Source organism: Nocardiopsis oceani, from assembly GCF_054777395.1.
Genome location: NZ_BAAHAR010000071.1, coordinates 1 through 24,868, shown reverse-complemented (window position 1 = coordinate 24,868; position 24,868 = coordinate 1). Strand labels below are relative to the sequence as shown.

General features: G+C 69.1%; 20 protein-coding genes and 1 pseudogene. 16 read left to right on the top strand and 5 right to left on the bottom strand.

From position 1 onward, the window contains the following. Positions 1-730 precede the first annotated feature (730 nt). Positions 731-1,144 carry a DNA-binding protein gene (locus ACYVDG_RS30455; protein WP_460762495.1) on the bottom strand — a complete coding sequence of 138 codons (414 nt, stop codon included), beginning with the start codon at positions 1,142-1,144 and terminating at the stop codon, positions 731-733. Continuing rightward, entirely contained in the window at positions 1,126-1,410 is a 285-nt protein-coding gene (locus ACYVDG_RS30450; RefSeq protein WP_460762491.1) for a hypothetical protein, read from the bottom strand. The genes ACYVDG_RS30455 and ACYVDG_RS30450 overlap by 19 nt, the downstream gene beginning before the upstream one ends. A gap of 1,000 nt (positions 1,411-2,410) precedes the next feature. On the opposite strand from ACYVDG_RS30450, the pseudogene ACYVDG_RS30445 reads away from it, so the two are divergent. Then, positions 2,411-2,692, top strand: a pseudogene (locus ACYVDG_RS30445) (IS30 family transposase); the annotation flags it as partial. 523 nt (positions 2,693-3,215) lie between these two features. Here the strand turns inward: ACYVDG_RS30445 and ACYVDG_RS30440 are convergent. The 3 genes from ACYVDG_RS30440 to ACYVDG_RS30430 are packed head-to-tail and all read right to left on the bottom strand — an operon-like array spanning position 3,216 to position 5,567. After that, positions 3,216-3,524 carry a hypothetical protein gene (locus ACYVDG_RS30440; RefSeq protein WP_460762487.1) on the bottom strand — a complete coding sequence of 103 codons (309 nt, stop codon included), beginning with the start codon at positions 3,522-3,524 and terminating at the stop codon, positions 3,216-3,218. Between the two features lie 22 nt (positions 3,525-3,546). Continuing rightward, positions 3,547-4,503 carry a dTDP-glucose 4,6-dehydratase gene (rfbB, locus tag ACYVDG_RS30435; protein WP_460762483.1) on the bottom strand — a complete coding sequence of 319 codons (957 nt, stop codon included), beginning with the start codon at positions 4,501-4,503 and terminating at the stop codon, positions 3,547-3,549. Continuing rightward, the gene (locus ACYVDG_RS30430; protein WP_460762480.1) at positions 4,500-5,567 is read right to left on the bottom strand and encodes a glucose-1-phosphate thymidylyltransferase; all 1,068 of its coding nucleotides are present in this window, start codon (positions 5,565-5,567) and stop codon (positions 4,500-4,502) included. The genes rfbB and ACYVDG_RS30430 overlap by 4 nt, the downstream gene beginning before the upstream one ends. A 440-nt stretch (positions 5,568-6,007) precedes the next feature. On the opposite strand from ACYVDG_RS30430, the gene ACYVDG_RS30425 reads away from it, so the two are divergent. The 15 genes from ACYVDG_RS30425 to ACYVDG_RS30355 all read left to right on the top strand — a co-directional run bounded on the left by ACYVDG_RS30425 (position 6,008) and on the right by ACYVDG_RS30355 (position 24,752). Continuing rightward, positions 6,008-7,360, top strand: a complete 1,353-nt coding sequence (locus ACYVDG_RS30425) for an aspartate aminotransferase family protein (RefSeq protein ID WP_460762477.1) — start codon at positions 6,008-6,010, stop codon at positions 7,358-7,360. Beyond that, a complete protein-coding gene (locus ACYVDG_RS30420) occupies positions 7,357-8,379 on the top strand; it encodes an ABC transporter ATP-binding protein (RefSeq protein ID WP_460762474.1) in 1,023 nt (340 codons plus the stop codon). Before ACYVDG_RS30425 ends, ACYVDG_RS30420 begins: the two co-directional genes overlap by 4 nt. Continuing rightward, complete coding sequence (locus tag ACYVDG_RS30415; RefSeq protein ID WP_460762471.1) at positions 8,376-9,191, top strand: ABC transporter permease; 816 nt, start codon at positions 8,376-8,378, stop codon at positions 9,189-9,191. Before ACYVDG_RS30420 ends, ACYVDG_RS30415 begins: the two co-directional genes overlap by 4 nt. Continuing rightward, positions 9,188-9,985, top strand: a complete 798-nt coding sequence (locus ACYVDG_RS30410; protein ID WP_460762468.1) for an ABC transporter permease — start codon at positions 9,188-9,190, stop codon at positions 9,983-9,985. The genes ACYVDG_RS30415 and ACYVDG_RS30410 overlap by 4 nt, the downstream gene beginning before the upstream one ends. A 5-nt stretch (positions 9,986-9,990) precedes the next feature. After that, entirely contained in the window at positions 9,991-11,448 is a 1,458-nt protein-coding gene (locus ACYVDG_RS30405; RefSeq protein WP_460762465.1) for a hypothetical protein, read from the top strand. Between the two features lie 14 nt (positions 11,449-11,462). Continuing rightward, positions 11,463-13,616, top strand: coding sequence for a glycosyltransferase (locus ACYVDG_RS30400; RefSeq protein WP_460762498.1), 2,154 nt, complete (start codon positions 11,463-11,465; stop codon positions 13,614-13,616). Further along, positions 13,609-14,733 carry a sugar phosphate nucleotidyltransferase gene (locus ACYVDG_RS30395; protein WP_460762462.1) on the top strand — a complete coding sequence of 375 codons (1,125 nt, stop codon included), beginning with the start codon at positions 13,609-13,611 and terminating at the stop codon, positions 14,731-14,733. The genes ACYVDG_RS30400 and ACYVDG_RS30395 overlap by 8 nt, the downstream gene beginning before the upstream one ends. Then, positions 14,730-15,668, top strand: coding sequence for a carbohydrate kinase family protein (locus ACYVDG_RS30390; RefSeq protein ID WP_460762457.1), 939 nt, complete (start codon positions 14,730-14,732; stop codon positions 15,666-15,668). The genes ACYVDG_RS30395 and ACYVDG_RS30390 overlap by 4 nt, the downstream gene beginning before the upstream one ends. Beyond that, positions 15,665-18,541, top strand: coding sequence for an HAD hydrolase family protein (locus ACYVDG_RS30385; protein WP_460762454.1), 2,877 nt, complete (start codon positions 15,665-15,667; stop codon positions 18,539-18,541). Before ACYVDG_RS30390 ends, ACYVDG_RS30385 begins: the two co-directional genes overlap by 4 nt. Continuing rightward, on the top strand, positions 18,541-20,706 hold the full coding sequence (gene malQ, locus ACYVDG_RS30380) for a 4-alpha-glucanotransferase (protein WP_460762451.1): 2,166 nt from the start codon (positions 18,541-18,543) through the stop codon (positions 20,704-20,706). The genes ACYVDG_RS30385 and malQ overlap by 1 nt, the downstream gene beginning before the upstream one ends. Before the next feature lie 4 nt (positions 20,707-20,710). Continuing rightward, positions 20,711-21,877: a 3-dehydroquinate synthase family protein gene (locus tag ACYVDG_RS30375; protein ID WP_460762447.1), complete on the top strand. Its 1,167-nt coding sequence runs from the start codon at positions 20,711-20,713 to the stop codon at positions 21,875-21,877. Beyond that, positions 21,874-22,260 (top strand): cupin domain-containing protein, encoded by a 387-nt coding sequence (locus ACYVDG_RS30370; protein ID WP_460762444.1) that lies wholly within the window; start codon positions 21,874-21,876, stop codon positions 22,258-22,260. The genes ACYVDG_RS30375 and ACYVDG_RS30370 overlap by 4 nt, the downstream gene beginning before the upstream one ends. Beyond that, positions 22,247-23,254, top strand: a complete 1,008-nt coding sequence (locus tag ACYVDG_RS30365) for an ROK family protein (protein WP_460762441.1) — start codon at positions 22,247-22,249, stop codon at positions 23,252-23,254. The genes ACYVDG_RS30370 and ACYVDG_RS30365 overlap by 14 nt, the downstream gene beginning before the upstream one ends. After that, positions 23,251-24,183, top strand: coding sequence for an SDR family oxidoreductase (locus tag ACYVDG_RS30360; protein ID WP_460762437.1), 933 nt, complete (start codon positions 23,251-23,253; stop codon positions 24,181-24,183). The genes ACYVDG_RS30365 and ACYVDG_RS30360 overlap by 4 nt, the downstream gene beginning before the upstream one ends. A gap of 275 nt (positions 24,184-24,458) precedes the next feature. Next, the gene (locus tag ACYVDG_RS30355) at positions 24,459-24,752 is read left to right on the top strand and encodes a transposase (protein WP_460762433.1); all 294 of its coding nucleotides are present in this window, start codon (positions 24,459-24,461) and stop codon (positions 24,750-24,752) included. The last annotated feature ends 116 nt before the right edge of the window (positions 24,753-24,868 follow it).

Sequence of the window (24,868 nt, the reverse complement as noted above, 5' to 3'; positions counted from 1 at the left end):
GGAAGTCTGGTAACTCCCATCGTCCCGCCAGGAAGGCCATCTTCGTTTCACCGTCACACTCGGTGAACATCCTGGATCAGACATCACGGGGCATACGACTCAGACCAGCAACTTTGAAATCGCCCTGGTCTCAAGGTGGCGCACTCGGGAGGACTCGAACCCCCAACCTTCTGATCCGTAGTCATCCCATCATCCCATGAATAAGCCCAGGTCAACGGTACCGTACCGACCGTGCGGAGACCACCCTTCACCACGTATTCACCACGCCACGGCAAACCGCCTTCGAGGCGGGTTCCCAGGGCTTCTCGTGCCTGGTGCCTTTGGGTCAGCACGTTCGCCGAAGCCGCCCCATTCGTGCACCATGACCCGCGTCAGATGGTGGGTTCCAGCGACGTCGACAGGCTCTCTCGCCACCACGACGGCCGTGTCGCACGAAACCCACAGAACCTCGTCGGCAACACCTGGGAGGGAGTTCTGTGTGGACAGTCCCACACGTGCGTCGAGCCAGTTCTCGAAGGGGTTCGGTGTCTGCTCGCCGGGGCCGCATCGCGAAGCGGTAACCACCGATCGACCAGGATAGACCTCGGCACCACGAACCGGCCAAGCACACACCCGGCCCGGGCGTCTCTCGCCCCGGCTTTCATAGCTGAGTGCGGACCGTCCCGCACCGTGCCTCCCAGAGAGACTGGCTGGCGGCAAGCCCGTTGGCCAGTAGCAATGCTCTGGTGGCTCACACGGAGACAAGGCGGACCCGTCCGCCACAGAGCTTGGTCATGTCGTCGATGTCGGGGGTCAGCATGACCACAGGCCGTTGCTGCCGAAGCGCGACCTCGGCCACAGCCGCGTCGATGGCGTACTTGTGGCCGTGCGGCCCGGCCCCCATCAACAGTGCTGAGGCCGCCTTTGCCTCCTCGTCGCCCACCGGAACGGCGCGCAGGCCGGACAGCACCCAGTTCAGTCGGGCCTTGTTCGTGCGGGCGTGCACGGCCTCGATGATGGTGAGCGCGCAGATCACCACCTCCATGCCGCGCGATCGTGCCTCCGCGACCAGGGCCACCACGGTCTCGTCGTCGGCGAGCAGCTTGGAGAGCCCTTCGCTGTCCAGGACCAGTGTCCCCTCGTGGCTCAGCCTGCGGCGGGCCACTGGTCCTCCTCAGCGAACACCTCGTCGAACACCTGCCGCGCTCGCAGCCGCGCCTGCTCGGATAGTGTTCCCTTGCGGCTCTCGTAGTCGGCCAGATACTCGTCCAGTACCTGTCCTCGCAGCTCCCGCTCAACGGCCGTGGCGATGAACGCGGAGAACTCTCGCTTGCCGACCCGGGTTCGGATCGCCTCCGCGGTTCCCTCGGGTATGGACAGGCTGACCCGGGTCGCTGGCCCCTCGCCGATGCTGTACGTCGTCTCGGACATGGTTTTGATTGTGTCAAACAAGTAGGAAACCAACAAGCTCGGCGGGTTCGGCCCCTCCCCAAGTGCTGGCGATGATCACCGCGTCGCCATGCAAAGCCACAGAGGTTCGGCCCCCTCGGGCGCGGAACTTTTCTGCGGGCCCCGGTCCCCGAAAGCACCGGGTGATCACATCCACCTGCCCTACGAAGATGTTTCTTTGGGTGCTGTGGCATGTGCGGGCCCGTGTTCGCGGGTACGTCTCGGAGACGTCGACGTGCTGCCTCCCGTTTGCAGCACTGCGCTGACCTTCGTTGACAGGACCGAGAACGCACAGAAGCCGTTCGACTCCAATATCCGTTATGTCAGATTGTGAAGGCGTGCTCGCGAGAAATGTTGCGGTACTCCAGGAGATGTGACCCGTTTCGGTTGCTGGGCGGCGTTGGACCGATCTGGTACAGGACTGGTCCACTTTGGTACGCCTTGGACCACGAGTGGTGCGTGTTGGACCAGTCATCACCGTGCTCGGGTGTGAGACCCAGAGGCACATCCGGGCAGCCCATCCGTGACCAGGGAAAGGCGTCCTCGGTGCTTCAAGGGCAAGTGGTGTTGCTATGAAGTCTTCATTGAGGTTCTCTGAGAGCATGCCGAGGCGCCTGCTGACCATCCGGTCTTCCCGCCAGTGCTTGCACAGCCGCGCCCCCGCTCACCGAACGCGTCTACAACCACTGGGCCCCGCGCAGACGGTTCGGAACCTGGCCGGTGTGCCCTACAGCGACGCCCAACTTGCCGCCGTGCGCCTATCCGAGACTGAAAAATCGACCAAGGGGCACCGGATGTACGACCGACGATGTCCGGGGCATGGGAGAACACTGCTGAGGGCAAGCTGCGACCCGGTCCGGTTGCCTTGCCTCGGCCGCTGCAGGCCGACCCCATCGCCGAGACCCTGCACTGAGCGTTGAAGGCCCGTACCCCACGGCGGATTCAACTGATCGTCGCAACACCTCGATCACGGAGGTGTGCGATGGGACGTGAGAGGAAGCAGATACCCGAGGTGCCTGTGGGAGCGCGACGGCAGTGGGCGGCGGATCGGGCACTACGGCCACCGATGCGCTCACCGGGCCGCCCTGAGCCCTCTCGTGCGGTGCAGCGGGACTTCTGGCGGCTGATCGCGTCGGGTGTGACCACGGCCGAGGCCGCACAAGCCGTTGGTGTGTCATGGCCGGTCGGGTCGCGTTGGTTCCGTCAAGCTGGCGGCATGCCACCGATCAGCCTGGACGAGGCGACGCTGCGGCGCACGGTGTTTCGGTGGGCGCATCGCTACAACACCCGTCGTCGACACTCACACTGCGGGAACGTGTCTCCGAACGACTTCGAGGTATCTCGGGCGTCTATGCTGGCGGCAGCGGCGTAATCAACCACCCCCGTGTCCAACATCCGGGGTTAAGGCCCGTTCGAGTTCGCTCTGGCCGAGATCGACTTCACTGTCCTGGACCTGGCCGCCTGAGGCCGGGGTCAACGACGGCTGAAATTCACGTGTCGCCGGCAGTCGGGGCCCTCCCGTACATGGAAGGAACTCGGCGATGGCTCAGCTGGTTACGAGGATCTACCACGACACCAGGGCAACTTGGGATCCTGGCGGAAGCCGAACTCGCCGCGTTCACCACCCGATGGCGCAGGGAGGAGATTCTTGCGGCCATGCGCGCTTCGGAGGACCACCGTCCCGTGACCCGGATTTCAATCTCGACCCTTTGAACCGTGACCATGGCTGGGAGATCGTCCAGCAGTGGTGGTGCTTCGTCTCATTCCGCGCAGGATGGGTCTGATGGTCAGGCCGGGGTGTGCCATCCCGCGTCGGCGTTCCACCGGCCGGACAGAGGCGTTTGGCATGCGTAGGAGGCCAGTACTGGGTTGAGGAATCGTGCTGCCACGGGTTGGGCCTGTTCCAGAGTGCCGCACCCGTGCAGGCGCTGAGCCTGTCGAGCCTGGTCGGGGTAGGACTGCTGCCATGCGGGGTTGGGTACCCGGAACTCGTTGGGCAGAGTCAGTGATAGGCCTTGGTTGCGGCGGCGCTGGATCTCTTGGGTCAGGGTGGCGTACAGGTCCGGACCCTCACAAGCCCCCGTAGCCGGTGTCACCAGGCCATCGGACATCACCAGTTCAAGTTGAGTACCAGTCGAAGGTGCGCTTCAGGCCCTCCTCGAATGACACCTGAGGCCAAAAACCCAGTTCCTCGAAGATCTTTGTCGCGTCGACCGCGTAGCGCCGGTCATGCCCCTTGCGGTCCGGCACATAGTCGATCCTCTCCCGGCCGGTCCCGAAGCGGGTGAGTAGCCGCTGCGCCAGCTCCAGGTTAGTCATCGCCTCTGTGCCGCCGATGTTGTAGACCTCACCCGGGGCGCCGGAGGAGCGTACTGCCTCCAGTGCCCGGACGTGGTCGTCCACGTACAACCAGTCGCGTGTGTGCCGCCCGTCTCCGTAGATCGGTAGGCTCCGGCCCGCCAGAAGCCTGGTCAGCAGGACAGGGACGAGTTTCTCCGGGTACTGGCGCGGCCCGAAGTTGTTCGCGCAGCGGGTGACGCGCACGTCCAGGCCGTGGGTGCGGGCGTAGGAGAGGGCGACCAGGTCGGCGGATGCCTTGGATGCAGAGTAGGGCGAGCTCGGCCGCAGCGCCGCGTTCTCGTCGGCGACCCCCTCGGTCAGGGAACCGTAGACCTCGTCCGTCGAGATTTGGAGGAAGAGCTCCGTGCCGTGGCGGACGGCCGCGTCGAGCAGGGTCTGTGTGCCGAGGATGTTGGTGCGCACGAACGCACCACCGTCCCGGATCGAGCGGTCCACGTGGGATTCGGCGGCGACGTTCACGATCTGGTCGTGTCGTGCCACCAGAGCATCCACGAGGTCCGCGTCGCAGACGCACCCCCGGACAAACGCGAAGTCCGGGTGGCCCCACACCGCGCTCAGGTGGTCGGTGCTGCCCGCGTAGGTGAGCTTGTCCAGAACGGTGACGGCTGTGTGGCCGTTCCCTCCGGGGCCGAGCAGGGCATCGACGTAGGCCGAGCCGATGAAACCCGCGCCTCCGGTCACCAGGATCCGGATGGTGTCGGTGTTCCTCCTCATGAGGCCAGCCACACCCTGCTGTGGTCACCGAGGATGAGACGGTGTCCGCCCTCGCCCGTGGATGGGCCGGAGACCACGGCTGCTCGGCCCAAGAACGAATCGTTCAGCGCGTTCACCCGCTCCACGCACGCCTTCTCCATGACGACCGAGGAACCGATGCGACTGCCCCGGATCCCGCACCTGGCTCCGATGGTGGTGAAACCCTCCACGGTGGAGCGGTCGATGACTGCCCCAGGTCCGATCACGGCGGGGCCGTACAGGTGCGACCGGCGGACCACGGCCCCCTCGGCGACGTGGACCGGACCCACGACGGTGCTCTCGGAGTCGATGTCCCCCTCCATGAGCCCCCGCGTGGCACCCAGCGCGACGTGGTTCGCGTCGAGGAGGTCCTCGACGTCGCCCACGTCGCACCACGCCCCCGTGACGGGCTCGGCGCCCACCGGCAGCCCTTGGTCGATCATCCACTGGAGGGCGTCGGTGATCTCCAGTTCCCCCCGGGACGAGACGGGGACGGAGCGCACCGCTTCGTGGACGGCGGGCGTGAAGGCGTAGACGCCCACGAGTGCGAGGTCGCTCCGCGGGTTCGGGGGTTTCTCCTCGACGCGCACCACCCTGCCGTGCCCGTCGATTTCGGCGACGCCGAAACGGGAGGGGTCCCTGACCCCGTGGACGAGCAGGTTCGCGTCGAAACCGCTCTGACCTGCGCGGGAAACGAAATCGGTGAGGCCTTTTTCGAGGTAGTTGTCCCCTAGGAACAGCAGGAAGTCCTCGTCCCCGAGAAACTCCCTCGAAATGTGGACGGCATGGCCGATACCGAGCGGTTCCCGCTGGTCGACGTAGGTCACTCTCACACCGAAGCGCGAACCGTCCCCCACGGCCTCTCGTATCTGGTCGCCGGTCGCCCCGACGACCACTCCGACGTCCTTGACGCCGGACAGAGCCACGGCTTCCAGAACGTGAAAAAGAACCGGTTCGTTGGCGACGGGCAGCAACTGCTTGGCGGTGGTGTGGCTGAACGGACGCATGCGACTTCCCGTCCCACCTGCAAGAACGAGCGCCTTCACGATTGTCTCCTCGCATGGATCAGGAGCGCGTCTCCTGCCTGGCTGGGATCGGGGCAACTCAACCACACCCCCGAAGGGTCACGCAAGACATTTCTGAATCTTGCGCAAATCATTGACACGAATATCGCACTCTTCTTCACTCTGTCCTGCCGCAGCCCGAAACACCGGGCCAACCATCCGATCTTCCGGCCTTGCGCGAGGGCGCTGTTCACAGCTCTGAAGTGCGAGAATTCCATCCGAAGGGATGCCTGAATACAGGAGGCCAACCACGCAAGACATTTCTGAATCTTGCGCAAATCATTGACACGAATATCGCACTCTGCTTCACTCTGTCCTGCCGCAGCCCGAAACACCGGGCCAACCATCCGATCTTCCGACCTTGCGCGAGGGCGCTGTTCACAGCTCTGAAGTGCGAGAATTCCATCCGAAGGGATGCCTGAATGCAGGAGGCCAACCAGGAAGAAAGCCCTGAACAGGCACTGCAAGGTCCTTCGCCTCCTGGCCAGGGGAGACAGGAACGATGGCTGGCACGCGAGAGTGCGCACGTCGCACCCGGCGCCACTGACGAGGCCGCGTTCGGCCGTCGGGTCTTCACCAGCGGACACGGGTCGACGCTGACCGACATGGACGGCGACACCTACGTGGACCTCGCCGCCGGGGCCCTGACCCAGTCGCTCGGGCACACCCACCCCGAAACCGTCGAGGCCCTCAGCGCACAGGCCCAGCGACTGTGGAACGTCCATGACTCGGCGTTCCCGGAGAGGGCCGAACTGTGCGAGCTGTTGGCCCGGCTCCTGCCGCCGGAACTCGACACCTACGCCTTCTTCTCCACCGGCGCCGAAGCCGTCGAGGCGGCCCTGCGCCTGGTCCAGCGGACCGCTCCGCCCGAACGCAACCGGATCGGCGCCCTGCGCCACGGCTTCCACGGGAAGACCATGGGCGCGCGGATGCTGGTGCACTGGGACGTCGGTACCCAGTCCTTCGCCGGAAACAGCGTGCTGGGGTACGCCCCCAACTGCTACCGGTGCCCCCTGGAGCTCGAATACCCCTCCTGCGAGCTGCGCTGCGCCTCCCTCATACGCCGTCACATCGCCGAGAAGCCGAACGTCTCCGCTCTGGTCTTCGAGCCCGTCCAGGGAGCGGCCGGGGTGATCACGCCGCCTCCCGGCTACTGGGAGACGGTGGCACGGGCCTGCCAGGACAACGGCGTCCTCCTGGTCGCCGACGAGGTCCTCACCGGGGGCGGTCGCACCGGTGCCTTCCTCGCCAGCGAGGAGGTCGGTGTGCGCCCGGACCTGGTCGTCATGGCCAAGGGCACCGCCAACGGCTTCCCCTTCTCCGTGCTCGCCGGCCCCCGGGAGCTCATGCACCGCCCCTCGGCCTCCGAACCCGGCGCCTACGCCTCCACCTACGGCGGCAACCCCCTGGGGGTCGCCGCCGCGACCGCCACACTCCGGGTGGTCGAACGCGAGGCACTGGCCGCACGCGCGAAGGAGCTGGGCGCGCTCGTGGGCGAACGGCTCGCCCGGATGCGGGACCGCTTCCCCAGCGTCGGGGACGTCCGAGGCCTCGGTCTCCTCCACGGCGTGGAGTTCGTCCGCGACCGCACCACACGCGAGCCCGCGCCCGAGACCGCGCGCGAGGTCTACCGGGCCGCGCTCGACCTGGGGGTACGGACCGCCCTGGGCGGCCACGTCATCCGTATCAGCCCGCCCCTGAACATCGACGAGGAGACCCTGAGGTCGGCCTTGGACTCCCTCGAACGCGCCCTGGAACGGGTGGAGGGCGCGTGATCGCCGTCGAGAACCTCGTCAAGGAGTTCCGCGTACCTGAGCGTGAGGAGGGCCTGGCGGGAAGCCTACGTACGCTCTTCACTCGCAGGTACCGCACGGTCAGGGCCGTGGACGGCATCTCCTTCGAGATCCCCGCGGGCTCCAGAACGGCGTACCTGGGTGCCAACGGCGCCGGGAAGTCCACGACCGTCAAGATACTCACGGGAGTCATGACGCCCACCTCGGGGCACTGCCTGGTGAATGGCCTGGAGCCCCACCGGAACCGTCGGCGCACGGCGCGGCGGATCGGCGTGGTGTTCGGGCAGCGCAGCCAGCTCTGGTGGGACCTGTCCGTCCCCGACTCCTTCCGTATCCTGCGCCGCGTCTACGACATCCCCGACGCGGTGTACCAGCGCAACCTCAGGCTCTTCCGTGAACTGCTCGACATCGACGCGCTGGGGACGACCGCGGTACGCCAGCTCAGTCTGGGCCAGCGGATGCGTGCCGAGATCGCGGCGAGCCTTCTGCACGACCCCGAGGTGCTGTTCTGGGACGAACCGACGATCGGGCTCGACATGGTCCTCCAGGAGGCGGTTCGGGAGCTGGTCAACCGGGCCAACCGGGAGCTCGGTACGACGGTCCTCCTCACCAGTCACGACCTGGCCGACATCACGAGCATCTGCGACACGGCTCTGGTCGTCGACCACGGGCGGGTGGTCTACCAGGGGCGGATCGACCAGCTGCTGAGCACCGCGGGGCAGCGCTCCGTGATCTTCGAGTACCGGGGCGGTCCCAGTCCGGATGCGGTGGCCGCCGAGGTGGAGCACACTCTCCCGGGGACCCAGGTGCGCTTGGACGGCCAACGGGTGCGGATCGACCACCCGGTCGGCCTGCTCTCCTCCCGGGAGGTCCTCTCCTTCCTCCTGGAGCGCGTCGACCTGACCGACTGCTACGTGCCCGAGCCCGACCTGGGCACGGTCCTCAAGGAGCTGTACACCCGGGGCGGACACCGGGACCACGCACCGGGCGGGGCGACGTGAACCCCCTGCGCCAGGCCTCCCTATACACCCCGTTCGTCACCGGGAGCCTGCAGTCGCTGCTGCGCTACCGCTCGATGTTCGCCATCTCGGCGGTGACGGCCGCCGCGAGCGCGGCGATGATGATCTTCCTATGGCGGGCGGTCCACTCCAGCTCACCCGACGGGCCGCCGGGGGGATTCGACGCGGCGGAACTCACCACCTACCTGCTCGTCGCCCAGATCCTCGGCCTCCTGCACGCCAACCGCGTGGACGACGAGGTCTCCGCCGAGGTCTACCGGGGCCACGTGGCGGCCATGCTGCTCAAGCCGGTCAGCTATCCGGTGGTCAGGGCCTTCGCCTGCCTGCCGGTCATCGGGACCAACGCCCTGTTCGCCGGTCTGCCCGTCCTCCTGCTGTTCGCCCTTCTGGTCCCGCTCAGCGTGCCCCGCCCCATCGACACCCTGTTGTTCGCGGTGTCGGCCGTGCTGTCGGCGGCGGTCGCTTACCTGGTCAACCTCCTGGTGGGCATGGCCGCCTTCGTCACCACCAACACCTGGGGGATCCGGCTGATGAAGCAGACCGTGGTGGCGTTCTTCTCCGGGCAGATGGTCCCCATCGAACTGATGCCGGACACACTCGCCACGGTGACGCACCTCCTCCCCTTCCACACGATGGTCGACAGTCCACTGACCCTGCTGCTGGGACGGTACGACGGAGTCTCGGGAATCCTCGGGGTCCTGGGCCTGCAGCTGCTCTGGACGACCCTCATGTGCGCGGTCTCCGCGTTGGTGTGGCGGTTCGCGATCCGCCGTCTGGAGGTGCTGGGCGGATGAGGGAGTTTCTTCGCCACGCACGACTCGCCTGGTACCTCGGCGGGATCGGGCTCCAGCGGCTGATGACCTACAGGGCGGACTTCGCCCTGGGCGCCGGCGCCTTCGTGGTCCGGGTGGGCGTGCAGACCGCCGTCGTCGGCGTGATCTTCCAGTTCACTCCGGCCGTGGGGGGCTGGACGCTGCACGAGATGGTCTTCCTCCTGGGTTTCTCCCTGCTGCCGCGCGCCCTCGACCGCCTCTTCACGGACCAGTTGTGGGAGTTGGGGCGGCGTCTGGTCCAGCAGGGCGAGTTCTACCGGTACCTCATCCGCCCCGTGAACCCGCTGTTCGCACTGCTCTCCGAGCGGTTCTTCCACCCCGACGGCTTCGGTGAACTGCTCGTGGGCGCGGCGCTGGTGGCGTGGGCGGGACACCAGCTGGGTCTGGACCTCACTCCGGCGCAGTGGCTGGCCGCCGCCGCGCTCGTGCTCCTCGGGGCGCTCATCCACATGTCCGTGAAGCTGCTGTTCGCCTCCCTGTCCTTCTGGACGGTCACGAGCTTCCCCGCCATGCACGCAGCCAACCAGATCTCGGAGTTCGCCGCGTACCCGTTGGAGATCTTCCACCCCGTCGTGCGCGTCCTCACGACGTGGTGCCTCCCCTTCGCCTTCACCGCCTACGTCCCCTGCGCGTACCTGCTGTTCGGCGACACCGGACTGGTCGTCTGGACACCCGTGGTCACGGCGGCGGCCCTCGCCGTCTCCCTGACCGTGTGGCACCGGGGACTCGCCACCCACGAGATGACCGGGAGTTGAGCCCGATGAAACGGCACACGCACCCCACGGCCCCCTTCCCCGCGGACGCGGAGGAGGTGGTGGACCAGGCCGAACTCGCGGACACGGGTGTCCGGATCCTCGTCCTCGCCGAGCCCTCGGGCGCCCACAGCTGGCGCCTCGTCCCGTCCGGCGGCGGAGGCGCCGAAGAGCCCGACGCGTCCCGCTTCGACGCCGCGGTCGTGGAACTGCTGAGGGCCCGGCGCCGCGTCCCCACGAGGCGCGGGGGCGTGATCGAGTTCCGCGCGGGCGCGATCCCCGAGGGCGGAACGCTCCCCCGGGGGTTCGACCGGCAACCGTCGTCCAACTCCCTCACCCTGGTGGACGTCTCCGGAACCACCTACGTCCACAAGAGGTACCGGCGGATCAACCCGCCCGCCCACGAGCCCGAGCTACTGCGGCGCCTCGCCCGCACGGGGCACACCCCGCGCTGGGCGGGGGACTACCGCTACGTCAGCCCCGACGGCGGAACCGAGTACCCGCTCGGTGTGCTCTACGAGCACGTCACGGGCGAGGGCCTGGACGCCCCGCTGCGCGAGAACCTGCGTTCCCTGTGGCCGAAGCTGCGGTCCTCGCCCTCCCCCGAGGCGACCGCCCGCGAGGGGCTGCGCCCTTTGGAGGGGATCCTGCGTGAGGCGGGCGCCTCCCTGCGCCGGTTCCACCGCGACTTGGCCGCGGCGCTCGGGGACGACGGCCCAGGGGACGCCTACCCCGTCGGCTCCGCGCTGGAGGCCGCCTTCGGTTCCCTGTCCGCGCTGGGCCGACGCCCTCCGGTGAGCGAGGAGATCCCGGTCGGCCTGTGGAGTGCGGCACTGGACGCCCTGCGCGTCGAGGCCGACGACCTGCGGCTCCGGCACTCCGGGGGCACGGCCTTCCACGAGGAGGGCGAGGCCGGCCCCTGCCACGGGGACCTCCACCTGTCCCACCTGCTCCTCGGGCCCCGGGCGCACCCGCCGCGCCCCAGGAGCGTCCGCGTCATCGACGTCTCCACCCCCTCCCCCTCGGATCCGGGCTGGCGGTTGCAGTCCCCGTTGGCGGACCGCGTCGCGCTGCGCCGCGCCCTGGAGTACTTCACCACCGACGAGGCCCTCGACCACGGTGCGCGGCTCCTGGGCAGGGAGAACACGGACGCGGCCGTGGCGGCCGTGCTCGACGCGGCCCGGCGTCCGCACCCGGAAGCCCCCTGGCCCGAGGCGGACCTCGCGGTCCTGCGCACGGTGTGCCGGGCGGCCGACGTCTGGCGGGACCGGGTGACCGAACTCCTGCTGGGATCCCCCGGCGGCGGGGACCAGGGGCGGCGGTCCTTGCTGTACCGCCTCCTGTACCTGAACCGCCTCCTGCACGAACTCACCTACAACCAGGACCACGCACGCCTGTACCACACGGCCATGGACCTTCGGCACGCCCTCACCCGCGCGCCCGAGCCCTCCACCACGAGGATGTGATCACCGTGTCCCAGATGCACATCATCGAGACCTACTTCGAGTGCTGCGGCTTCGACCACACCATGTTGCAGGGCGGGACCTCCGTCTACCTCTGGAACCTCTCCCGCGCGTTCGCCCGCGAGGGCCACCGGGTCTCGCTGGTCTCCCCCGCGCACGGGCGCCTGGACGACCTCCGCAGCCGTCACGAGGTCGAGGACCTGCCCCACGAGGACGTCCACACGCTCCCGCTCGTGCTCGACCCGCGCGTCTGGCGGGGGTTCGAGGAGACCGCGTACCTGGACCTGAGGACGACGGCGCACCGGATCCGCAAGGAGGGCGTCGACCTGTACCTCCTCTCGAACGAGTACCTCGACCGGTTGCCGGACTCCTTCTACCCGCCCTACTCCGCCAAGGGCAGGGACCTCACCTTCCTCAAACCGCTCGTGTTCCAGGCCGACTGCGTCCGCTTCCTGCGAGCGTGGTTCGGGGACGAGAGGGCGATCGTGCACATGCACGAGCCCTACTACCACTACCTCCTGCCCGCGGCGCTGAGGGACGACCCGACCAAGCAGGTCGTCAGCACCGTGCAGAGCAACATGCCGATCACGAAGAAGGTTCACGCCCCCCAGACGCACCGCCTGCTGGAGGCCCTCGGCGCCCCCCTGCCCACGGGGGCGGACGGCGAAGGCGACGGGGAGGGGAAGCACAGCGACGGCGGGGGCTCCGGCACGGGCGGGGACCTCGCCGCGATGAGCCAGTACCAGCAGCGCACCCACCTGCACTACGAGTACCCGCGGGACCACGTCGGCGTGTACGAACTGGTCGCCGAGCACGCCGACCTGGTCGACTTCCTCTCCCCGGGGCAGCGGGACTTCTACACCACCTTCCAGGACACCCCCTTCGAACGCCTCTTCCGGGAACTCGACGTGTACGGGACGGTGCGCCGCAACGCGCACAAGGGGTTCGTGGGCGGCTGCGCGATCTCCGACACCTGGCTCGCGGACGACGACGAGGTGGACCGGGACGGGGTCCTCGGCGGTCTGGGACTGGACCCGGGCCTGCCGACCTTCTTCCACAACGCCCGCTACGCGGTCGAGCACAAGGGCCAACGCGAACTACTCCGCGCCGTGGACCGGGTGCTCGGCGACGGTCTGGCGGCCAACTTCGTCCTGCGCTGCGTCTCACCGGTGGGGATCGACGACCCCCTCTTCCACGAGGTGGAACGGCGCTGGCCCGACCGGGTCCGGATCCAGTCCGCCAGGGCGAAGGAGGGCGTCGTCCGCGCGTACGCCGCCGCGTCCGACTTCTGTGTCTTCCCCTCGAAGTTCGAGATGGACACCTTCCTCATCGCCCAGGGAGAGGCCATGGCGCTCGGGGTCGTACCCGTGGCCACCGATCAGTGCGGGACGTCCCACTTCCACCACGCCTCCCCCGAACCGATGACCACGGGCCTCTCCGTCCCACGCTCCTTCGCGGAGGACGACGACCTGCTCGTGGCGGCACTCGCGGAGAGGCTGCGAGAGGCGGCCGAGCTCTTGGAGAAGGACCCGGAGCGGTACGGGGAACTGTCGGCCCGGTCCGCCGCCGTAGCCCGTAAATTCACCTGGGAGGAGTGCGCGCGAAGACACCTGGAGGCGTTCGAGTCGCTCTGGCGCGGAGAGCGGCCGGTGCTGGAGGCCCGGGACGCGCTGCGGTGGGGATGGTTCGACCTGCTCCCCGAACACGCCTGGACGGAGCACCCGGAGGAGATCGCCGAAGCCGCGCTGGAGCTGGGAGATCCGGAGGTCTACGCCAGGTGCGCGCCGATGGACGGCAAGGCCGCGCGGCGGCTGTTCCGGTCCGCCTGGCGGCGCGCCGACTTCGCATCCTGTGAACGCTTGCTGCGGGACCACGGCGACCACGTTCCCGCCAAGGAGGCCGACCTCCTGCGATCCCGGCGCGGGCCCGAGGACGGGGACCGCGGAGCCGTCTACCGGTTCGCGCATGCCCTCAGGGTCGAGATGGTCGTACCCGGCGTGAACGTCGACGGAGGGCGTGCCGCCCCACGGGTCGTCCCGCTGACCAGGATCGGGCCGGGCGAGTTTTCGCTCCCCCCGGCGCCCAGGGAGGACGGCACGTCCGCGTCGGCGATGTTGCTCCTGACCCTCGACTCCGGACGCTCCGCCTGGGACACGGTGCGCCATGGCTGACACCACGGACGGGGTGAGGGCGGTCCTGCTCGCGGGCGGTGAGGGGCGCCGGATGGGCTGGCTGGGGGACGGCCTACCCAAACCCCTGGTCCCCTTCGGGGGCGCATGCCGTCTCATTGACTTCAGCCTCGCCAACGCCCACGGAACGGGCTTCGGGGAGGTGCTGCTGCTCTCACAGCACGAGGAACGGCGGATCATGGACACCCTGCACCTGGGTTGGAACACGACTCCGGGGTTCAGGGTGCACTTCGGTCCGCACGACGCGGCCTATCGGTCCTCGCGCGACGGCGAGCCCCCGCAGGCGCCCCCGGCCCTCACGGGACCGCGTGAGAGGGGCACGGCCGACGCCCTGATCCGCAAGGCGGAGTACGTCTTCGGAGAGGGGACGTCGGAGGTGCTCGTCCTGCACGCCGACCACGTCTACCACCACGACTACGGGCGCCTGATCGCCGAGCACCGGGCGTCGCGGGCCGCGCTGACCGTCGCCTACCAGCGCGTCGAACGGCGTTGGGTGCACCTGTTCGGCATGGTGGGGTTCGACGGTCGCGGGAACCTCACGGACTTCGTGGAGAAACCCCCGGAGCCGACCAGTGACCTGGTCTTCGCCGCGTTCTGCGTCTTCGACGCCACCGTGCTCCACCGCTACCTGGAACTGCTCGACGGGACCTCCTGGCAACACGACCTCAGCAGGGACGTAATCCCCGCGATGCTCGCGCGGGGGGAGCGGATACGCGGGTACGAGGTGCGTGCCCACTGGGAGGACATCGGTACCGTCGAGCGGTACCACCGGGCGCACTTGGCTCTGACGGGTCCGCACGCCCCCCTGCCGGTCGCCAGGATGCCCTGGACGCTCTCCCCCGGCACGCACCGATCCTTCGTGGAGCGCGCGGAGAGGGTGACACGGAGTGTCGTCCCCGACGGCCTGGTCAACGGGGGGAGCCTCGACCGGAGCGTCGTGTTCCCCGGAGCGCGGATCGGTACCGGTGCCCGGGTCCATCGCAGCGTGGTGATGCCGGGAGCGCGTGTACCCGACCACGCGCGGATCGACTCGTCCGTGGTCCTGGGGACCGGAGAGACACACGTCATCGAGCACGAGAGAACCGAGTGGATCACATGAACGAGCCGAGGTACGACGTCCTGGTCGCCGGAGGGGCGGGTGTGGACACCATCGTCCGCGTCGACGAGCTGAGGGTTCCCGAGGGTGACTCCACGGGTGTCCCGCCGGTGTACGACTACGTCGCCCACACTGGGAACGGGGTGGCGATCGGCTGCCACACGCTGGGGATGTCCACCAAGTTCATCGACTTCCTGGGGGACGACGCCCAGGGCCGGATGATCCTGGACGCCTACGCTGAGAGGGGCCTGGACTTCAGCCGGGTCGTCTCCGAGCACGGCACACCCCGGGGGGTCAACCTGGTGGACGCCCAGGGGCGCCGTTTCTCCTTCTACGACGGTAGGCACCCGGCCGACCTGCGCCTGCCCCGCACGTTCTACCTGCCCCACCTGGAACGCGCCCGGCACGTGCACATGTCCATCATCGGCCACAACAGGGACATGTACGAGGACATCGCCTCGCTCGGCGTCAGCAGTTCCACGGACCTGCACGACTGGGACGGGCAGAACCCGCACCACCTCTTCTACGCGCTGCGCTCGGACCTGGTGTTCCTCAGTGCCGCGTCGGTCCGCGACCGCGTCCCCCGGGTGCTGCGCGAGGTCGTCGACCGGGGCCGGGCCCGGGTCGTCGTCGCTACCGACGGGGCGCGGGGCTGCCACGTGTTGGTGCGCGGGGAGTCCGGCCCCAGGCGTTATCCCGCCGCGCTCCCCGAACGCCCGGTCGTGGACAGCAACGGTGCGGGCGACGCCTTCGTCGCCGCGTTCCTGTACTCCTACCTGGAGGGTCAGGAGATCAGCGAATGCGCCCTGTCAGGGGCTGTGGCGGGCGCGTTCGCCTGCGGCAGCGCCGGTACCCACGCGGAGTTCGTGGCCCCGGACGTGCTGCGCGGGTCCAGGGAGCGGGCTCGCGCGGCCTTCCTCGGGGCGGTGAGCCTGTGAACATCGTGCTTTTCTCGTTCGAGTGTGGTGGCTACGACCAGCGGCTGATGCGGGGCGGGCTCTCCCCCCTGGTGTGGAACCTGGCACGGGAATACACCAGCGCCGGGCACCGTGTCAGCGTGGTCACACCCACGCACGGACACCTGGCCACCCTCCGAAGCGATCACCGCGTCGAGGAGCTCGACTACCAGCACGACCACGATTTCCCGCTGGTCCTGGACCGGCGGACCTGGCCGAACCACCCGGAGCACGCGGGGCTGCCGCTGTCCACCAGGGCTCACCGGCTCCGCGTTGACGGTGTCGACGTGTACCTGCTCTCGAACTCCTTTCTGGACCTCCTGCCGGACCGCATCTACCCGCCGCCCGACTTCGAGGGGCGCGACCTGGCGTACTTCAAGCCGCTGGTCTTCCAGGCCGAGGGCGCGAGGTTCGTCGACTGGCTCCACGCCGGGGAACCTGCGGTGGTCCACGCGTTCGAGCCCTTCTACCACTACGTGCTACCGCTCGTGTGGGGCGGGGACCCGCTGCGCCGCACCGTGAGTACTGTGGCGGCCAACGCCCCAGTCACACAGAGCGTCCACCGGCACCAGGTGGAACGTCTGCTGGAGTCCTTTGGGGTCACCGGCCTGGACCTAGAGGCCCTTGAACCCGCCCCTCCGGTTCCTGGATCACCGGACGACATCGTGGAACGCACCCTGGCCGGGACCAGGATGCACGAGGGACACAGGGACGGCCACGTCGCGCTCCTTCCCCTGATCGCCGCCCACGCTGACCTCGTCGACTTCGTCTCGCCCGGCCAGCGGGAATGGTTCACCAGCTTCGAGGGGGCGCCCTTCGAGCCCCTGTTCCACCGCCTGCCGGTCTCCCGGCTCCTCCGGGACTCGCCCGAGCGGCTGCTTGATGGAGGGTGCGGTGTCTCCGACAGCTGGTTGGCACGCGATCCCGGTGCGGTAGACCGTGCCGACGTCATGCGCTCCCTGGGGTTGTCTCCCCGGCGCCCGACGTTCTACCACGCCTCCCGGTACGCCGTGCACCACAAGGGGCAGCTGGAGCTGATGCACGCGGTGGAGAATGTGCTCGCCGAGGACCAGGACGTTAACTTCGTCATCCGCTGCTCCACTGGCTCCGCCGCGCGCAGCGCCGAACCGGCCAACGCCCATTTCCAGAGAGTGGCCGCCCGCTATCCGGATAACGTCCACCTGACCTGGGAGCTGGCTGACGAGGACCTCCTCTTCCAGCACGCCGCCGTCGCGGATTTCTGTGTCTACCCGTCCAAGTACGAGCTGGACGGGTTCCTCATCGCCCAAGGCGAGGCCATGGCTTGCGGGGCCGTACCCATCGGTTCGGCCCAGCGGGTCACGGATCACTTCGGGCACGCGTTCCCACACGATGATCCGCGCTCCACAGGCTTCGCCGTGCGCCGCTCGTTCCGGGACGAGGACGCCGATCTCACGAGGGAACTCACCGCGCGGTTCCACGAAGCCCTAAGGGTCTGGCGTGAGGAACCGGACCTGTACCAGCGCCTGTCGGACCGGGCCAAGAGCACCGCCCGTTCCTTCACCTGGGGACGCAGCGCGCGGGTTCGGCTCGACGGATTCGCCCGGCTCCTCGAAGGGGGTACCCGGCGGACGCCCGCTCCCGTCACGGTCCCCGAGGCCCCGGTGGTCCCCGCACTGACGGACCCCGGAGAGGACACGGGGAGGGCACGGCGCCGTTATCGGGCCGAACGACGGCCCGACGGACTCGTCTACGTGGAGTACCGGGCCCCCGGTGTCGAGAGGGTCGAGGCCGTGTCCTCCTCCCCCGGGGAGAACACCGGACCCCGTTCCTCCGGCCAGTCCGATGTGGAGGCGCGTGCCGCGGACGAGGCGGTGCCCGCGGACGCGGACGCGCCCGTGCTTGTTTCCCTGGAGCACACGGAGGGACTCTTCCGGGGGACGGTCTCCCCTCCACCCGGCGGGCACCTCGTCCTGTTACTGACCCGGAGTTCGGGAAGTACCGAGTGGGCGTCCGCCCCCATCCCTCAGCGGGTGCACCGACCCCGCGCGGACCCGCCCCACCGGCTGGTCGCGACCGACCTCGATGGAACACTCCTGCGGGACGACCGCTCACTGTCCCCACGGAACAGGAACGCCCTCGCCCTGGTGGCGGAGGCGGGTGCGCACCACCTGGTGGTCACCGGCAGACCGGCCTCGGCCTGCCGGAAGCTCTTCGGGGATATCGGCTACCGGGGACTGGCGGTCTGCGGCCAGGGGGCACAGCTCTACGACGCCGCGCGGGATGAACTGCTCTTCTCGGCGCAGCTCGACCGGGACCTGGCGCAGAGCGTGGTGGAGGGCGTCCAGGCGCTGTTGGGGGAACCCCCGATGGAGCTCGGGGTTGTCACCGCCGCACCGGAGGGATCGTGTGTGGTCACCAGCGGCTTCCGTCCCCGGATCCGGCACGGCTGGTTGGTCACCTGTGATCGTTCGTCCCTGTGGAGTCGGCCTGTCGACAAAGTCCTGCTCCAGCAATCCGACGTGGCGGACGAGAAGGTCGTCGAGGCGGCTACGCGGGCCGCCGACGGAAGGCTATCCGTCGTCCACTCGGATCACGGGATGGTCGAACTGTTGCCCTCCGGCACCGACAAGGCGCGGGGGCTGGCACGCGCGGCGGGGCTGCTCGGGTGCGGCCCCGAGCACACCGTGGCCTTCGGGAACATGCCCAACGACATCCCTCTGCTCGCGTGGGCCGACCACGGCGTGGCGATGGCCGACGCGCATCCAGATCTCCTCGCGGTCGCCGACGAGATCGCCCCGGCCCACGGCCAGGACGGCGTGGCCGTCGTGCTGGAGAGGATCTTCCCACCCCACCACCACACGGGAGGAAAGTGATGGCCCCCACCGATCCCCTGCGCGAACTGGCGCGGGAACACGGCATCGCCACGTCCTACACCACCGACCGGGGAACACGACAACGGATCCACCCGGGCACCCTGGTGGCGGTCCTGGCCGCCTGCGGGGTGGACGGTTCCACACCAGAGGCGGCCCGTGGCGCCCTGGAGGCCCGGCGCGCGAAGCGGCGCCAGCGACTCCTGCCCGCGTGCACGGTGGTCCGGGTCGCCGAGGATCCCTCGGCCACGGCACCGCACTTGTGGCTCCCGGAGGGTTCCACCGGTGAGATCGAACTGGAGGACGGAAGTCGCCGTGAGTTGGTGCCGATCGGTTCCGAGCACCGCGCCGGGTGGCGTAGGTACGGTGCCGGGCTGTTGCCCCACGGGCGTCACGGGCTCCGCGTCCGAGGACCGGACTCGAACGCCAGGGGGCACCTGCTGGCCGTACCCGACCGTGTCCGCGTCCCGGACCGGCGTGGCTGGGGCCTCACGGTGCAGCTGTACTCCCTGCTCTCCCGGAGGTCGTGGGGGATGGGCGATCTGTCCGACCTCGCCGACCTGGCTCGCTGGTCCGGCTCCGCCCTGGGTGCGGACTTCGTCCAGCTTGGTCCGCTCCACGCAACCGACCCGAGTCTGCTCACCGACCCCTCCCCGTACCGGCCGAGCTCCCGCCGGTTCCCCGATCCCATGCACGTCCGTGTGGAGAACATCCCCGAGTACCGGGGCCTCTCTGCTGCCGAGCGCGAGGAGGTCGACGCCCTGGCCGCGCGTGCGCGCGCCGACAACGCCACGGTGCTGGACGGTTCGGCGCTCATCGACCGTGGCACCGTACGAGCCCGCAAACTCCGGGCCCTCTGGCTGCTCCACCGAGCACGTGCGCACGCCCCCGCCCGCGAGGAGGCGTTTGAGGAGTTCTCCCGTGCCGGGGGAAAGGCGCTGGAGGACTTCGCCACCTGGTGCGCCTTGGCTGAGGTACGCGGCGGCGCGTGGCACTCCTGGCCCGCCGAGCTGCGCGATCCGCGATCACCCTCCGTGTCCCGTGCACGTGAGGCGATGCGGGAGCGCGTCGACTTCCACATGTGGGCGGTATGGATCACCGACGAACAGTTGTCCTGGGCGCAGCGTGGGGCCGTCGACGCGGGTATGCGCGTCGGCCTCGTGCACGACCTGGCCGTGGGTGTCGCCCCGGAGGGGGCGGACACCTGGATGGAGCGGGGAAGCATCGCCTCCGGTGTGAGCGTCGGCGCGCCGCCCGACGACTTCAACCGTCACGGGCAGGACTGGGGCCAGCCCCCGTGGCTTCCGGAGGCTCTGGCCGAGGCCGCCTACGAACCGTTCGCCGGTCTGCTGCGCTCCGCTCTGCGCCACTCCGGTGCCCTGCGGGTGGATCACGTGATGGGCCTGTTTCGGCTCTGGTGGATTCCGAGCGGGTGTCGCCCCTCGGAGGGGACCTACGTCCGCTACGACCACGAGGGCATGCTCGGCGCGCTCGCGCTGGAGGCCCATCGGGCCGGCGCGAGCGTGATCGGGGAGGACCTCGGCACGGTCGAGCCTTGGGTGGGCGAGGAACTGGACCGGCGGGGTTTTCTGGGCACCTCCGTCCAACGGTTCGAGTTCGTGGACCACTCGGAGCGGGACAGAAGACCGCTGTCCCCGGAACGGTGGCGTCGGCGCTGCCTCGCGACGCTCACCACGCACGACCTGCCCACGACCGCGGCGTGGTTGACGGGAGAGCACGTCAGGCTCCGCGCCGAGCTCGGGCTCCTCACCCGGCCGGAGGAGCAGGAGGCCGCCGACACGGCGGCCGAACGCGACGCCTGGCTCCTGGAGCTGTCCCGTCTGGGCCTGATCACCGAACCGTTCCACGGGCGCGAAGAGGAGGTGGTGCTCGCACTGCACCGGTTCCTGCGCCTGACCCCGGCCCTGATGCTCGGCGTGTGGCTGCCCGACGCGGTCGGCGACCGCAGACCCCAGAACCTCCCGGGGACCTCGACCGTCCACCCCAACTGGAGACTGCCCGTGGCGGACTCCCGGGGGCGCCCCGTAGCGCTGGACGAACTGCCTTCCTCGCCCCTCCTCCGGAGGATCGCCGAGGTGTTCACCGACCTGAATCCCCCCAGCGCTGAGAAGGAGAGAGATGCCGAGCCCCTCTTCCCCACGAAGTGACACTATGCCGGGAGTCCGGGAGGACACCGGTGGTTTCGACCTGCTCGCCCCCGACGGTACGGGGTATCGGGTGGATCTGGTGGACGAAGTCCTCTCCCCCGGGAACCCCCTTCTCGCCGAGAGGTTGGAGGGGCGCAGGACCGTCGCGTTCGTCAGTCCGAACGTCGAGCGGCTCTACGGTGACCGTCTACGGACCTATCTCGGGGCGCACATGGACGCCTCGGACTGGAGCCTCACCGTCCTGCCGACGGGAGAGCGAAACAAGACTCTGGCCTCGGCCGAGCGGGTGTGCGAGGTCGCCAGGCGGTCCGGCCTCGACCGCAACGGCGTGATGCTGGGGATGGGCGGCGGCGTCCTCGCGGACGTCGTCGGTTTCGCGGCGTCCGTGTACGCCCGGGGTGTGCGCCACGCACGGATCAACACGACCCTGGTCGGCCAGGTGGACGTCGGGGTCGGGGTCAAGACCGGGGTCAACGCCTTGGGCGCGAAGAACATGCTAGGCACCTACCACCCGCCTCACGCGTCCCTGTGCGACCAGGGACTGCTGGCGAGTCTGCCCGAGCGCGAGATCAGGTGCGGGTTGGCGGAGATCGCGAAGTTGGCGGTGGTCCTGGACCCCGAACTCCTGACGGCCCTGGAACGGTGCCCGGACGTGTTCCTGCGCGACGGCGCGCCCGGTCAGCTGGAGACCCGCGTCATGCGCGCGTCCATGCGCCTCATGATGGAGCAGTTGTGCCCCAACCTCCGGGAGCACGACCTCGCCCGGTTGGTGGACTTCGGCCACACGTTCAGCCCGGTGATCGAGACCGCCGGGGGGCACCGCTTCAAGCACGGGGAGGCCGTCGCCGTCGACATGGCCCTGTCCTGTGTGATCGCCCGGCACCTGGGGTCGCTCCGCGCGGACGAGTGCGAACGCGCGCTGGACCTGATCAGGCGTTTGGGACTCTCCCTGTACGACCCGGGTACCTGCACCCCCGAACTCATGGCGAGTGCCGTACGGGCCGCCCGGCGGCGCAGGGGTGGCCGCCTGAACCTCGTCGTGCCTTCTGGCCTCGGTGCGGGCACTTTCGTCGAAAACCCCGAGGACGTACCGGAACGGCTTCTCGCAGCGGCTCTGGCCGAACTGGAGACGGCCGAGACCGCGAACGGCCCGCGGGAGTTGGCACAGTGAACGCACCCCACAACCTCCACCGCGACCTGCTCGTCGGGAAACCGCACGACCACGGCGGCGTGGGCACCGTCCTGGCACACCGTTTCCACTCCGCGCCTCCCACACCCGGTTCTGTCACGCACATCGACATGGCCGTCCTGTCTCCGGGCGTGTCCATCGGCAGGCACCGGCACGGAAACGACCGCGAGACCTACGTCGTCCTGCGTGGTAGCGGGGTGATGCGCGTCGACGGCGCCGACCTGCGTGTCGGCCGCGGCGACGTGCTCGTCAACCACCCGTTCGGCGAGCACGGCCTGGTCAACGACGGGACCGAGGACCTGGAGATCCTGGTCTTCGAGGTCGCCGTGGGAGAGGAACACACGGAAGGGCATGATGAATCCTGACCCCGACCGCACCACCGTGGTGGACGTGGGCGGAACGACCCTGCGCGTGGCCACGGGCACCGACGGCCGCCGACCTCCGAGCCGCGTGCACCGGGTCCGCACCGCGGGACTGGAGTCGGCGCCCCACTCCCCCGTCGACGTCCTCCAAAAGCGCGTCGTAGACCAGATCGTCCACGAGGTGCTGGACCTCGACTCCGTCCCCCCGGCACGGGTGGGTATCGCCTTCGCCGGTCCCGTCACCGCCGACGGACTGGTCACGGCCGCCCCGACCGTGTGGGGAGAGGGCGGCCTCCCCCTCCCCCTGGGCGACCTGGTCCAGGAGCGACTGCGGGTTCCCGTCACAGTGGTCAACGACCTCACGGCGGCGGCTTGGCGCTACTCCGCCGTCGAGCGGGAACCGTTCTGTTTGTGGACCGTCAGTTCAGGGATCGGCAACAAGGTCTTCCGCGACGGCGAGGTACTGGTGCACCCGGACGGTCATGGGGGCGAGATGGGGCACTGGGTGTGTGACACGTCCGCCGAGGCGCCCCTGTGCGACTGCGGCGCACGGGGGCACCTCGGCGCTTTGTCCTCCGGCCGCGGTGTGCTGGCCGCCGCCCGCAGGAAGGCGGCGCGTCGGCCGGAGGCCTTCGCCTCGTCCGGGTTGGGCGACCTGTGCCGGTCGGATCCCGCCAGCATCGACAACCCGGCTCTCGTGGCGGCCGTACGCGCGGGCGACGTCTTCTCCCTGGACGTCCTCAGGGGAGGCCTCTCCCACCTCGCGTCAGCCGTCGGCGCTGTGTTCACGTCATCTGGTGTACGGCGCCACGTGATCATCGGCGGTTTCGCCCTGGCGGTCGGGGAGCTCTACCGCGACCTCCTGGTGGAGGAGCTGTCCCGGCAGGGGTGCTTCGGGGTCGACACGACGGAGATCGACACCATGATCGCCCTCGGCTTCGAGGACGACGCCCACTCACTCGTCGGCATAGCCAGGCTCCTGGAGGAAAGGCGATGACGACGCCCCGGGTCCTGATCGTGGGAAGCGGTTTTCTCGGCCGTGCCCTCGCCGACACCCTCGCCGCAGACGGCTGGTGCGTCGCCCTTGCGTCCCGGCGCCCTCCCCGTCACTGGGACCGGTCCCGTGGCCGGACGTGGCTACCCCTGGACGCGACGGACCGGGACGCCTGCCTCCGCACGGTGGAGGGGTTCGCTCCGGACCGGATCGTCCTGGTGCATGGTCCCTCCGACGTCACCTGGTGTGAACGGCATCCGGTACGGGCGCGGGAGCTGCACGGGGCGATCACCGCCAACATCGCCCTCGCGGCGCCCGACAGCCGCCCCCTGCTCATCTCCACGGACAGTGTCTTCGACGGAACCGACCGGTGTCCTGTGGAAACGACACCCGTCCACCCGGTCAGCGGGTACGGAAGGGCCAAGGTGAACGCGGAGAGGGTGCTGCGCACGACCGCCCGTGACGGGGGCGTGCTCCGGGTTAGCCTCGTGTACGGATACGAGCCCCCGCACACGGACAAGTGGCTCAACTTCTTCTCGGCGTGCGCTCACAGCCTCGTCCGTGGGAGGACGGTCCTGGCGCCGACGGACCAGTGGACCACCCCCGTACACGTGGACGACGTGGCCCGGGTGACTGGCGCGTTGCTGGATCCGGGTTCCCCAGCCCCTCCTCCTCTCCTGCACTTGGGAGGCCCGGAACGGGTGAGCCGGGCCGCGTGGGCGGGAACCATCGCCGACGCGGTTGGGGTCTCGCGGTCGCTTCTGCGTGCCGTCCCACGGGCTGAGAGCAGATACGCGTCCCGGCCCGAGAACACTTGTCTCAGCAGTACGTCTCTGCACGACGTCCCAGCGCTTCGCGACAGGTCTCCCAGAGGAGTTTGGGAGGTCGCCCGGGCTCTGGCCCCCATGTTCTCAGCTGAACCCCACCCCTGACGGAGCGACCGTTACGCCGCTCCACGCCCGGGATCGTTGCCAGAAAAGGGGCGGACAGCACCCGCAGCCGGGTGAGGGCTCCGACCAGCAGCTCGCCCCAGGGCCAGGAACGGTTGAACCGCAGCAGTTGTCTGCGCCCGGTCCTGACCAACCGGGCTGTGGTCGAGAACAAGCGCAGCCGCAGGCGTTTGGGCTCCCACCGGCGGGCGGGGCTTGACCCCGGATTCTGGACACGCTGAACCTGACACGAGTCGGGAGGAAGCGAGAATCTAGGTATGGCCCGTATGAACTACTCCGAGGACTTCCGCCGACAAGCGGTCGACCTCTACCTGAACACCCCGGGCGCGACCTTCAAAGCGATCGCCGCGGACCTGGGCATCGCCCGTGGAACCCTGCAGAACTGGGTCTACGCCCAGCATCCCCAAGGGCGCACAGCCCCCGAAGCCACCACCGCCACCCTGGCGGTGCCGGCCAAGGGCGAGAGCGCCGCAAGCTGGAGACCGAACGCGACATCCTGCGCCAGGCGGCCAAGTATTTCGCGGGGGAGACGAACTGGTGAGGAGCCGTAAGGAAACTACTGGCATATCCGCCCTCGTTGTCATGCCCAGCATGGTAGACGGACCTCGTGGCGATATCCGAGAAGGCCTTGACAGCGCTGGATGTGAAGTTCACCGCGCTGCTACCG